General features: G+C 37.2%; 11 protein-coding genes. All 11 read left to right on the forward strand.

Translation table 11 applies throughout. The annotated features are described in order from the left end of the window. Positions 1-53 precede the first annotated feature (53 nt). The 11 genes from FA707_RS03610 (at position 54) to FA707_RS03660 (ending at position 12,650) form a co-directional block, all read left to right on the forward strand. Positions 54-914, forward strand: a complete 861-nt coding sequence (locus FA707_RS03610) for a YitT family protein (protein WP_136952938.1) — start codon at positions 54-56, stop codon at positions 912-914. Between the two features lie 186 nt (positions 915-1,100). After that, positions 1,101-1,670 carry a thymidine kinase gene (locus FA707_RS03615; protein ID WP_136952939.1) on the forward strand — a complete coding sequence of 190 codons (570 nt, stop codon included), beginning with the start codon at positions 1,101-1,103 and terminating at the stop codon, positions 1,668-1,670. Between the two features lie 38 nt (positions 1,671-1,708). Continuing rightward, entirely contained in the window at positions 1,709-2,785 is a 1,077-nt protein-coding gene (gene prfA, locus FA707_RS03620; protein WP_136952940.1) for a peptide chain release factor 1, read from the forward strand. After that, entirely contained in the window at positions 2,775-3,620 is an 846-nt protein-coding gene (gene prmC / locus FA707_RS03625; protein ID WP_136952941.1) for a peptide chain release factor N(5)-glutamine methyltransferase, read from the forward strand. The genes prfA and prmC overlap by 11 nt, the downstream gene beginning before the upstream one ends. Before the next feature lie 12 nt (positions 3,621-3,632). Then, positions 3,633-4,658, forward strand: a complete 1,026-nt coding sequence (locus FA707_RS03630) for an L-threonylcarbamoyladenylate synthase (RefSeq protein WP_136952942.1) — start codon at positions 3,633-3,635, stop codon at positions 4,656-4,658. A 54-nt stretch (positions 4,659-4,712) separates the two neighbouring features. After that, on the forward strand, positions 4,713-5,951 hold the full coding sequence (glyA, locus tag FA707_RS03635) for a serine hydroxymethyltransferase (RefSeq protein WP_136952943.1): 1,239 nt from the start codon (positions 4,713-4,715) through the stop codon (positions 5,949-5,951). A 172-nt stretch (positions 5,952-6,123) separates the two neighbouring features. Next, on the forward strand, positions 6,124-6,753 hold the full coding sequence (upp, locus tag FA707_RS03640; RefSeq protein ID WP_136952944.1) for a uracil phosphoribosyltransferase: 630 nt from the start codon (positions 6,124-6,126) through the stop codon (positions 6,751-6,753). 124 nt (positions 6,754-6,877) lie between these two features. Continuing rightward, positions 6,878-8,074, forward strand: a complete 1,197-nt coding sequence (locus FA707_RS03645; protein WP_425471315.1) for an FtsW/RodA/SpoVE family cell cycle protein — start codon at positions 6,878-6,880, stop codon at positions 8,072-8,074. 131 nt (positions 8,075-8,205) lie between these two features. Then, positions 8,206-9,951: an ABC transporter ATP-binding protein gene (locus FA707_RS03650; protein WP_136952946.1), complete on the forward strand. Its 1,746-nt coding sequence runs from the start codon at positions 8,206-8,208 to the stop codon at positions 9,949-9,951. Further along, the gene (locus tag FA707_RS03655) at positions 9,938-11,755 is read left to right on the forward strand and encodes an ABC transporter ATP-binding protein (RefSeq protein WP_210409629.1); all 1,818 of its coding nucleotides are present in this window, start codon (positions 9,938-9,940) and stop codon (positions 11,753-11,755) included. Before FA707_RS03650 ends, FA707_RS03655 begins: the two co-directional genes overlap by 14 nt. 205 nt (positions 11,756-11,960) lie before the next feature. Beyond that, a complete protein-coding gene (locus tag FA707_RS03660) occupies positions 11,961-12,650 on the forward strand; it encodes a GntR family transcriptional regulator (protein WP_136952948.1) in 690 nt (229 codons plus the stop codon). Positions 12,651-12,740 lie beyond the last annotated feature (90 nt).

The raw sequence follows: 12,740 nt of genomic DNA on the forward strand, positions 1-12,740 counted from the left end.
TAAAACTTCTAGTAAATTGGTACTATTGGACAAGTTGAAGGGAGTTGTTAATAATGTCGCAAAATATCAAAACTATTGTTAAAAATCTACTATTAATTACAGTAGGGATTTTTATTTTCTCGGCTGCTGTTAGTTCAGTCGCGATACCAAATCAATTAGGTGAAGGTGGCGTAACGGGAATTACGTTAATTCTTTATTATCTAGAAGGAATTCCTACGGCCCTTACGAGTATCTTTTTTAATGCCATTTTATTAATTGCTGGTTGGAAATTACTAGATCGTGGAACGATTTATTATACCGTATATGCTGTTGTGATTATGTCATTATTTTTAAAGTTAACAGAAGGTTATGTTTATTATGCTAAAGAAGGAGCCACAGCCGCCATTTTAGCCGGAATCTTGATGGGGATCGGTATTGGACTGGTGATGAAAGGTGAAGGAACAACAGCGGGTAGTGTAATTTTAGCCAAAATGATTCATAAATTAACGGGCTGGCGCGTTAGTTATGTATTACTAATGTTAGATATGTTAGTAGTGCTTGCTTCATATAAAGTGATTGGGTTAGAGCGCATTATTTTAACAGCTCTGTCATTGTATATTTCAACCAAGGTTTTAGACTTCATGTTGGAAGGAACCAACTCGAAAAAAACGGTGATGATTATTTCAGAAGAATACGATGCGATTGCGAGTGCTATTAGTACTGACATCAACAGAGGAATTACTATGATGGACGGAATTGGTTACTATAAACAAACACCGAAGAAAGTATTATACGTTGTTATCTCACGTGATCAATTAGTGCCTATTCAGAAATTAATTACTAATATCGATCCGTTAGCCTTTGTGACAATTAATGATGTACAAAACGTAATTGGTGAGGGTTTTTCACGAGAATCACTAGAAAACAATCACTAATTGAAAGTTGAAAATAACTATAGCCAAAGAAATCTAGCAGCGAGAGGAGTTGTTAGATTCTTGGCTTTTTATATTTTTTTGACTAATAGTGAACATTCCAAACTATTTTTGAATGTATTTAGTGATTTTTAGTTGATTTTCGTTTATACTATCTTAGGAAGAATGTGAAAAGTGAAGGATGAGGACATGGCACAGTTATTTTTTAAGTATGGCGCAATGAATAGTGGGAAAACGATTGAGATATTGAAAGTTGCCCATAATTACGAAGAACAAGAAAAACCGGTAGTTTTAATGACCAGTGGCATTGATACCCGTGATGGTGTAGGTGTTGTTTCTAGTCGTATTGGTTTATCACGTCCAGCTATTCCAATTTTTTCAGAGACAGATGTTTATGAAGAAATTAAAAAGCTGCCTTATAAACCGTATTGTGTCTTAATTGATGAATCACAATTTTTGGAAAAACATCATGTTGAAGGCTTCACTCGTGTCGTGGATAATTTAGATATTCCGGTGATGGCGTTTGGATTGAAAAATGATTTTAGAAATGAATTATTTGAAGGGTCTAAATATTTATTAATTCATGCCGATAAGCTGGAAGAATTAAAAACTATTTGTTGGTTCTGCCATAAGAAAGCGACGATGAACCTACGAGTATCGGATGGTAAACCCGTCTATGATGGCGAACAAATTCAAATCGGTGGTAATGAATCGTATTATCCTGTTTGCCGTAAACATTATCACGACCCAAAATTATAATAGAAAAAAGAATGAGATAAATTAAGGAGACTAGCATTATGTTTGATCAATTGCAAGCGGTAGAAGACCGTTATGAAGAGCTTGGTGAGTTGCTAAGTGACCCAACAGTTATTTCTGATAACAAACGTTTCATGGAGTTGTCAAAGGAAGAAGCAGCCACTCGTGAAACAGTTGACGTATACCGTCGTTACAAAGAAGTGATTCAAGGAATTAAAGATGCTGAAGAATTATTATCTGAAAACCTTGATGCTGAGATGGCAGAAATGGCCAAAGAAGAATTATATGAATTAAAAGATGAAAAAGTTGAATTAGAAGAAAAATTAAAAATTCTTTTATTACCAAAAGACCCTAATGATGATAAAAATATCATCATGGAAATCCGTGGTGCAGCTGGTGGAGATGAGGCCCAATTATTCGCGGGTGACTTATTTGAAATGTACCAAAGTTATGCTCAAAAACAAGGTTGGCGCTTTGAAGTGATGGAAGCCAACATCACAGGGATAGGTGGTTACAAAGAGGTCATTATTATGATTTCAGGTAATAATGTTTATTCTAAATTAAAATATGAAAACGGCGCACACCGTGTTCAACGTGTCCCTGCGACGGAATCACAAGGTCGTGTTCATACGTCAACTGCGACAGTTGTTGTATTACCAGAAGCAGAAGAAGTGGAATTAGAGCTAGAGGATAAAGATATCCGTGTAGATATTTACCATGCTTCAGGAGCTGGTGGTCAGCACGTCAACAAAACAGCGTCAGCGGTACGTTTAACACATTTACCTACAGGGATCGCTGTTGCGATGCAAGACCAACGTTCACAGCTACAAAACCGTGAAAAAGCGATGCAAGTCTTACGTGCCCGCGTTTACGATAAAATGCAACAAGAAGCACAAAGTGAGTATGATGCAACTCGTAAGTCAGCGATTGGTACCGGCGATCGTTCAGAACGCATTCGTACCTACAACTTCCCACAAAATCGTGTGACTGATCACCGTATTGGCTTGACTATTCAGCAATTAGACCGCATTTTATCTGGTGATATGGATGATATCATTGATGCGTTAATGATCTATGATCAAACGCAAAAACTGGAGCAAATGCAGAATGAGCAGTAAAACTTACGGAGAAGTCCTTTTTTGGGCTTCTTCTTTTTTAACTGAAAAAAATAAAGAGCGTGAAGCGGCTGAATATCTTTTGGGAAGAAGATTAGGTTGGAGCAAAACAGAAGTTCTGATGCACTTGCGTAAACCCATGCCTTCTGAGCAACAAGAACAATATATTGAAGATATTAAAGTCTTCGAAGCTGGTTACCCAGCTCAATACATTATTGGTTCTGAAGAGTTTTATGGTCGTGAGTTCAAAGTGACACCGGCGACGTTAATTCCTCGTCCAGAAACGGAAGAATTAATTGAATTATGTATGAAAAATCATGGAGATAAAGAATGTTTAACGGTCGTTGATGTAGGAACTGGTACAGGGATTATCGCGATTACGTTGAAGAAGTTAAAACCCACATGGCGAGTGCTGGCGGTTGATATTTCTGAAGAGGCCTTAATCGTGGCACGTGAAAATGCTAAAACCCATGGTGCAGAGGTTGAGTTTATGCAAGGCGACTTATTAATGCCACTTATTAAAGCAGGGGAAACAGTCGATATCGTTATTTCTAATCCGCCCTACATCAGTGAAGATGAGTGGGATGAGATGGACGAAAGTGTACGGCAACATGAGCCCAAGCAAGCCTTGTTTGCCGAGAATGATGGCTTATTATGTTACCAACAAATGACCGAACAAATTAAGCAAGTACTTTCAATCGAAGGTAGTGTGTATTTTGAATATGGATTTAGACAAGGACGTGCGATTCAGCAGATGTATCAAGAAGCTTTCCCGACTAAGAAAGTGTTGATTTATCAAGATTTAAACGGACTGGACCGTATGTTAGAAATGAAATAGAGGCGAAAGAAAATGGAAAAAGGAAATAAATGGACCGTCGCAGATTTAGCACAAGCTGCTAAAGCGATTCAAGAAGGTGAGCTAGTCGCGTTTCCAACTGAAACGGTTTATGGTTTAGGAGCTGACGCGACAAATGATACAGCTGTTAAACAAGTTTATGCGGCAAAAGGTCGCCCATCTGATAATCCGTTAATTGTACATATTGCAAGTCAAGATGACTTAGCGCCGTTTGTTGCAGAAATTTCAGTGTCTGCCAAACAATTAATGGACCACTTTTGGCCAGGACCGTTAACCTTGATTTTTGATATTCAAGAAGGTAGTTTACCTTCAAGTACAACGGGTGGCTTAACCACATGTGCTTTTCGGATGCCAGATAATAAGGTGACGCTTGGTTTAATTGAAACAAGTGGTAAAGTCTTAGTTGGACCAAGTGCCAATACTTCAGGTAAACCAAGTCCGACAACTGCTGAACATGTGTTACATGATTTGGAAGATAACATTGCAGGGGTTATTGATGATGGTCAAACAACAGTTGGGCTAGAGTCGACCGTGTTAGATATGACGGTTAATCCGCCAATGATTTTACGACCTGGTGCGATTACACCTGACGATTTAATGACGGTGATTCCGGAAGTTGTGATGGATGATCACTTGGTCAGTGAAAGTAGTCAACCTAAAGCGCCAGGCATGAAATATCGTCATTACGCACCAGAAGTGCCGGTGTATATGATTGATTATGCTGTTCAAAATTGGCAGTCTGCTATAGAATGGGCAACTTCAGAAGGTAAGAAAATTGGCTTGCTTTGTTCAGAATCAATTGCGAAGCCGTATCTTGAAGAAGTCGATGATGTTTATTATTTATCAAAAGAGAGTGACGTCAAGTCAAGTATGCATCAATTATTTAGTGGTTTGCGTTATTTTGATAATCAAAATGAAAGCATTGATATCGTTTTTGTCGAAACTTTTGCAGATGAGGGAATAGGTATGGCCTATATGAATCGTGTTCGTAAATCTGCTAGTCAAAGATATTATCGATAAGAGATAGTTTTATGATAAGATAGATTTATCAATGAGTAGGGGAGATGGGTGTTAATGGATTTTAAACAACAAGACAAAGAATTATGGGACGCGATAGCAAATGAACAAGCGCGTCAAGAACGCAATATTGAATTAATTGCTTCAGAAAACTTTGTATCAGAAGCGGTAATGGCAGCGCAAGGTAGCGTGTTAACGAATAAATATGCTGAAGGTTATCCAAATCGACGCTATTATGGTGGCTGTGAGTACGTTGACATCGTTGAGAATTTAGCGATAGAACGTGCAAAAAAACTGTTTAATGCTAAGTTTGCGAACGTTCAGCCTCATTCAGGTTCTCAAGCCAATACAGCGGCTTATTTAAGTTTAGTAGAACCAGGTGACACGATTTTAGGAATGGATTTAACGCATGGTGGTCACTTAACGCATGGCTCTCCTGTCAACTTTAGTGGTAAAACATACAACTTCGTCGCTTACGGTGTAGATCCATTTACCGAAGTAATTGATTATGATGTGGTATTAATTAAAGCTCGTCAAACACAACCTAAATTAATCGTCGCAGGTGCAAGTGCTTATGGACGTAGTATTGACTTTAAAAAATTCCGTGAAATCGCCGATGAAGTCGGTGCAAAATTAATGGTCGATATGGCCCATATCGCTGGTTTAGTCGCAGCTGGCTTACATCAAAACCCGATGGACTATGCTGATGTTGTTACAACAACGACGCATAAGACGTTAAGAGGCCCTCGTGGTGGGATGATTTTAACGAATAATGAAGAATTAGCGAAAAAAATTAACAGTGCGATTTTCCCAGGGATTCAAGGTGGACCGTTAGAGCACGTGATTGCTGCTAAAGCGGTAGCGTTCCAAGAGGCTCTACAACCTGAATTTAAAGACTATCAAGCACAAGTTATCAAAAATGCTAAAGCGATGGCGGATGTTTTCAATAAATCAATTTATGCCCGTCTAATTAGTGGTGGAGTAGACAACCATTTATTATTAATTGACGTTAGCAAATATAAATTAACTGGTAAAGAAGCTGAAAGCTTACTAGATGAAGTTAATATTACAGTGAATAAAAACACTGTGCCATTTGAGACATTAAGTCCGTTCCAAACAAGCGGTATTCGTATTGGTACCCCAGCAATTACAACACGTGGTTTCAATGAAGAAGATGCGGCAAAAGTGGCTGATTTAATTAACGAAATGTTGATGAATCCAACCAATGAATCGATGAAAGAAGCGGTTCGTAGAGACGTTAAAGAATTAACAGAGAAGTATCCTTTATATAACTAAGATATCTTGAAGTGTCAACAATTGCTAATTGCGGCACTTCTTTTGTATATATATCATTATTAGCCTGGTCATTAGGTAAAACGTTTAAATAAGAAATACCTAATTTAACCTAGTTTTTTCAGGGGTTTTGCTTTACAATAGATAAGAATAAAATTATAGAGGAGAATCGATAATGGGAAAATTTCAAGTAATGGATCATCCATTAATTCAACACAAATTAACAATCATCCGCGATAAAAACTGTGGGACAAAAGTTTTCCGTGAGGTTGTAGATGAAATCGCAATGCTTATGGCTTATGAAGTATCACGCGATTTACCATTAGAATCAGTTGAAATTGAAACACCAATGGGTAAAACAACTCAACAAACAATTGCTGGTAAAAAAGTAGCAATTATTCCGATTCTTCGTGCTGGTATCGGCATGGTAGACGGTATTTTACAATTAATTCCAGCGGCTAAAGTGGGACATATCGGTATGTACCGTGATCATGATTCATTAGAGCCCGTTGAATATTTCGTAAAATTACCTTCTGACATTGATACTCGTCAATTATTAGTCGTGGATCCAATGTTAGCAACAGGTGGTTCTGCCATTTTAGCGGTGGATGCATTAAAACGCCGTGGTGGCACAAACATTAAATTTGTCTGCTTAGTTGCGGCTCCAGAAGGTGTGAAAGCTTTACAAGAAGCGCATCCTGACGTTGATATTATCGCTGCTTCTCTAGATGAAAAATTAGATGAGAATGGTTATATCTTCCCAGGTTTAGGGGACGCTGGTGATCGTCTATTCGGAACTAAATAAGTTTAGTAATTTTCCAAAACACGTGATGATGATACTCATTACGTGTTTTTGTTTCGTGTTAAATATTAAAAAGTAATAAAGAATACTAGGTATACGTTCCGTCTTCTTGTATAATAGAAAAGAAATCAAGAAAAGAAGAGAGTCGTCGAATATGAATGAAAATAGATTTAGTTTAGACAGTCGCATTGATTATGGAGTTATTTTACCGGTCTTTGTGTTATGTATTGTTGGGCTAATTGCTCAATACGCTGCCCTTTCGCTAGGTGGCAATCAAAATATCGTTTATGAGATGTTAAAACAAGCGCTATGGCTATCAATCGGAGTTTTTGCTATCGTCGTCTTAATGCAGTTCACAACCAAAGCATGGTGGAAAATAACGCCGCTGTTATATGTGTTATGTTTAGGTCTAATGATCTTGCCCCTACAGTTTTATGATCCCAATGTAGTTGCCATGACGGGGGCAAAAAACTGGATAAGTTTTGCTGGCATGTCCTTTCAGCCTTCAGAAATTTTGAAAATTGCTTATATTTTATTTTTAGCGTATGTTACTACGCGCCACAACCAAGAGCATCAACATGAAATAAAATCTGACTTTATGTTAATTGGTAAACTAGGACTTGGGACAATACCAGTAATTATTTTGCTTAAACTTCAAAATGACTTTGGAACATTATTAGTCTTCTTAGCCATTTTTTGTGGGATTATCTTGGTTTCTGGTATTTCTTGGAAAATCTTATTACCAGGGATTATTTCCATGCTAGTTCTTATTGCAGGGATTCTTTCTTTAGTTGCAACGGATATTGGACGAGAGTTTTTATTCAAGTTTGGCGTAAAAGAATACCAATTATCACGTTTAGATTCATGGTTAAATCCTTTCCATGATACTACCGGTGTTAGTTACCAACAAGCTCAGTCTTTAACGGCAATTGGGTCAGGTGGTTTAACTGGGAAAGGATTTAATGTTTCCCAAGTCGATGTACCCGTTAGAGAATCAGATATGATTTTTACTGTGATTGCAGAAAACTTTGGTTTTATTGGTAGTGCGCTCGTTATCTTCATGTATTTATTACTGATTTATCGTTTAATTCGTGTGTCACTTGATACTAACAATGTTTTTTCTACTTATATTTCCACTGGTATTATTATGATGATCTTGTTTCATGTGTTTGAAAACATTGGAGCAAGTATTGGTTTGTTACCATTAACTGGTATTCCATTACCTTTTATCAGTCAAGGAGGTTCCTCACTTTTGGGGAACATGATAGGGATTGGTATTATGTTGTCGATGCGTTTTAACAATGAAGCTGTTTATCAAAAATAGAACGTATTAACTCTCTTCAATTTTCGAAGAGAGTTTTTTTGTAACTAAGTTGTTCGTCTAAAGATTAATCTGTTTTTTTCTATGTTAAAATAACTAAATAGGAGTTAAATGTGTCACTAGGAGGAACAATTATGTGGAAATATATTAAGCCATATTTGCTTTTTGCAATATTGGCAGTGTGCTTTATGATAACAGAAGTTAGTATGGATTTATTACAACCAAGCCTGATGAGTCAAATAATTGATGAAGGAGTCATGGGCAGTCATAACCAAGGTAATCCTGATTTAGATTTAGTCGTTAAACTGGGACTTATCATGATTAGTATTATTGTAATCGGCGCGATCGGTGGGTTTTTAAATAATATTTTTGTTCAAAATATTAGCCAACGTATTGGCAATAAAATGCGACAAGATAGTTTTAAACGTATTATGTCATTTTCGTTCCCACAAATTGATCAATTCGGAACGGGTTCGTTAGTGACGAGAATGACGAATGATATTACGCAGGTCCAAGCGTATATCTCGATGTTTATTCGAACGATGGTCCGAACAGGGATGATGATGTTCGGGAGTATTTTCTTTATGTTCCGTTTAGACCCCAAGTTTGGGTGGATCGTATTGTGTGCATTCCCGTTTGTTATTGGCTGTATCGCACTTTGCTTATGGAAAGCCAATCCTTTATTTGATAAGTTACAGCGTCAGTTAGATGATATCAACAATATTATGCAAGAGGACATCGCGGGTATTCGCATGATTAAAGCTTGTGTACGTGAGGTCTATGAAAAAATTCGCTTTGGCAAAGCGAATGATGCGCTCATCAAGACACAACTAAAAACCTTAATGATTTTTGCCTTCATGAACCCAATAATGAATATGTTGATGTACAGTGTGATAGGTTTATTGATTCATTTTGGATCGAAAGATATCGCAGCAGGTGTTAGCTCTCCGGGGACCATCATGGCGGCAATTACTTATACCACACAATTGTTGAATGCTATTTTATCATTGGTTATGTTGTTCCAAATCGTTTCAAAAGGATTAGCTTCATGGCATCGTTTACGAGTGATTTTAGAAACGGAACCGGAATTAGTGGATGGAGCATTCAATGGTCAAACACTGACAAATGGGGCAATTACCTTTGAAGATGTTGCGTTTTCTTTTCCCGATAGCCAACAACCGGTGTTGAAACAGATTAATCTGACCATTAATCCGGGTGAAACAATCGGTCTGATGGGTGCAACTGGCTGTGGTAAATCGAGTTTGGTGAATTTGATTTCCCGTTTTTATGATGTAACGAGTGGTCGCGTGTTAGTCGATGGTGTTGATGTGCGTGAGTATCAGCAACAAGCGCTTCGTCAAAAAATTGCGGTTGTTTTGCAAAAAACAGATTTATTTAACGTGACGATTGCTGATAATATTCGTTGGGGGAACCCGCAAGCAAGTGATGAAGAAGTTGTTGATACAGCAAAAATTGCGCAAGCTCATGCCTTTATCTCAGAAACGGAAAATGGTTATCAAAATATGGTAACAGAGCGCGGTTCTAATCTGTCTGGAGGACAAAAACAGCGTTTGTCCATCGCTAGAGCAGTTATTAAGCCAGCTGATATTATAATTTTTGATGATGCTACTAGTGCACTTGACTTATCAACAGAATCAAATCTCTATCAAGCATTGAACCAACAACGTCCTGAAAGTACTAAAATTATTGTTGCGCAACGCATCGCGACGTTAAGACAAGCCAATAAAATTGTCGTAATGGATCAAGGGCAAATAGTAGCTATTGGAGCACATGATGAATTGATGAGCTCATGTGATATTTATCAGGATATTTATCAGTCACAATTAGGTGAGGAGGATGAAGCCAATGAGCAACACTAATATAGCTGAAAAAAATATTCCGGGTATGCGTCGAGGTGGTGCAGGTCGTTTTGCAGAAGTTGAGAAAGCGGAAAACATCTGGCCAACGCTAAAACGTATTTGGCAATATTTTGCTAAAGAAAAGATGCTGCTTTTGGTAATGCTTATCATTGTAATAATTGGCACGTTCTTTGGTATTTATGCACCGACTCGTCAAAGTTTAGCAATTGATATACTATCAGGTGAGCAATCAGGTAAATTAACTCACGCGATTTGGTGGATGTTAGTTGCATATGCACTATATAGTATTAGTCAATTGATTCAAGGCTTACTTAGTGCAACATTAAGTCAACGCATTGTCAAACGATTACGTGAACAGCTTTTTGGGAAAATAATGGATGTTCCGATACGTTACTTAGACTCTAATTCTCATGGTGATGTGATGAGTCGTATGACTAATGATATTGAGAATATATCTACTACTGTTTCACAATCCATTGTGTCACTCTTTTCAGGTGTTTTGACGATTATCGGAACAGCTGGCATCATGTTGTGGTATAGTTGGCAATTAGCTTTGTTAAGTTTTGCATCAATTCTACTAACAGTTTTTGCTACCAAAATTCTATCAGGATTTGTCCGAAAATATTCGCGTCAACGTCAATTGTTCTTAGGGGAATTGAACGGAACAGTTGAAGAGATGGTGACCGGGTATCGGACAGTGGTGGCCTATAACCATCAACAAGCTACTACTTCAGAATTTGAAGCAACTTCTGATAAGTTAACAAAAGCCGGTATCAAGACAGATATTTTTAGTGGAGTGATGGGGCCGTTGATGAATGCGATTAGCAACTTAGGATTTGTTGTAGTGGCGGTCTTCGGTGGTTACTTTGCCATTAAAGGTTATTTGTCAGTCGGTGTCATTTCGGCTTTTATTGTCTACACTAAACAATTCACACGTCCCGTTAACGAAATTGCCCAAGTTTATGGTCAATTACAGACGGCGATTGCTGGTGCTGAGCGTGTGTTTATGGTGTTAGACGAAGAAGACGAAGAAGTTAGTGGTGGTCAAGAATTAAACATTCATGATGACGCAACCGTCATGTTTGAAGCCTTGAATTTTTCTTATGATGACGGCCAACCAGTCATTAAAGATTTCACCTTAGAAGTTCCTTCAGGCCAAAAAATTGCACTTGTTGGGGCGACTGGTAGTGGTAAAAGTACGATTGTTAATTTATTAATGCGTTTTTATGAAGCCGACAGTGGAAAAATTTTGATTAATGGTCAAGATATTAGTGCCTATTCGCGTGCTAGTCTACGTCAAAAAATTGCGATTGTGCTACAAGAAGCGGTCTTCTTTAGTGATACGATTGAAAATAATCTTAAGTATGGAAATCCTAAAGCCACTCGAGAGGAAGTTGAACGAGCAGTTGAGATGAGTCGTGCAACTGAAATGCTTGCCCGTTTACCAAAAGGCTATGAAACGATGTTAACGTCTTCGGGAGCTAACATTAGTCAAGGTCAACGTCAACTGCTATCAATTGCCCGCGCATTCGTAACGGATCCAAAAATTTTGATATTAGATGAAGCCACCTCGAATGTTGATACACGTACGGAAGAAGCGATTCAAACGGCGATGCAAGAAGTAATGAAAAACCGGACAAGTATTGTGATTGCCCACCGATTATCAACTATACGTGATGCAGACAAAATCATCGTGATGGATCATGGAAAAATTGTTGAAAGTGGTAATCATGAAGAACTTCTAACACAAAAAGGGAAGTACTTTGACTTATATATGACACAATATGCTGGATTTGAGATATAAAAGAAAAACAACCAAGAATTGTTGGCAATTTTTGTTTTTTTTTTCTTGTTTAGAGTAGTTGAATATTCTTAAAGCCGCTCATTACCCAATTCTTTTTGTAAAAATCACGATAATATAACAATAAAGTTGATTTGATTTATTATTTAATAATGGTAAAATAAAAATGAATTTATTATTTAAAACGTATATATTAAGGAGTGTGGAAATGAAAGGTAAAAAAGTTTTATATCTAGAAGTCGCAATGCAGCTGAAACATGATATTTTAAAAGAAAAATATCCACTAAATACCTTAATACCATCCGAAACAGAATTAGAAGCGCAATTTAAGGTAAGTAAAATTACCATTCGTAAAGCTGTTGAAATTTTAGTTCAAGAAGGCTATTTAGAAAAGAAAAGTGGTAAAGGGACTACTGTCATCAGCAATCGTCCGTTCAATAAATTATCAAAAGCTCTTTCTTTTTCAACAGTCCTTGAGAATAAAGGATTAACGTTACAAAAAAAATTAATTGCTATCGAAGAGATTAATGGCAAAGAATTAGGAATTGGATTAGCTGGCAAAGTCGTGAAGTTGACACGAATGTATTATTTGGAAGGTGAACCGTATATTTTGTTTGAACATTATTTGCCTAATATGACACAATCAATTGAAAGTTTAAGTAGTGATAGTTCTCTATATAGTTGGTTAGCCTATCAAGGCAAAGATATTAGTTACATCAAAGATGAATTTGATGTTGCTGAGGTGACACCTGAAATGAATCGATATTTAGAAATAAGTAAGCCTTTTGCATTAAAACGCCAACGCTATTCTTATAATGTGCAAAATGAACTGATTGAGTATTCTATCGCATACTATGACATTGCTAGAGAACCCTATAGTATTGAATATGAGGTTTAAAACGTTCCTATAGAGGCGAACGTTTACATATAAACATTATAATGTTATTATCTTATTAAGAGGGAAAAGGTAATTTATCTGAATGGGAAT

The organism is Vagococcus zengguangii (assembly GCF_005145005.1).
GTDB lineage: Bacteria > Bacillota > Bacilli > Lactobacillales > Vagococcaceae > Vagococcus_A > Vagococcus_A zengguangii.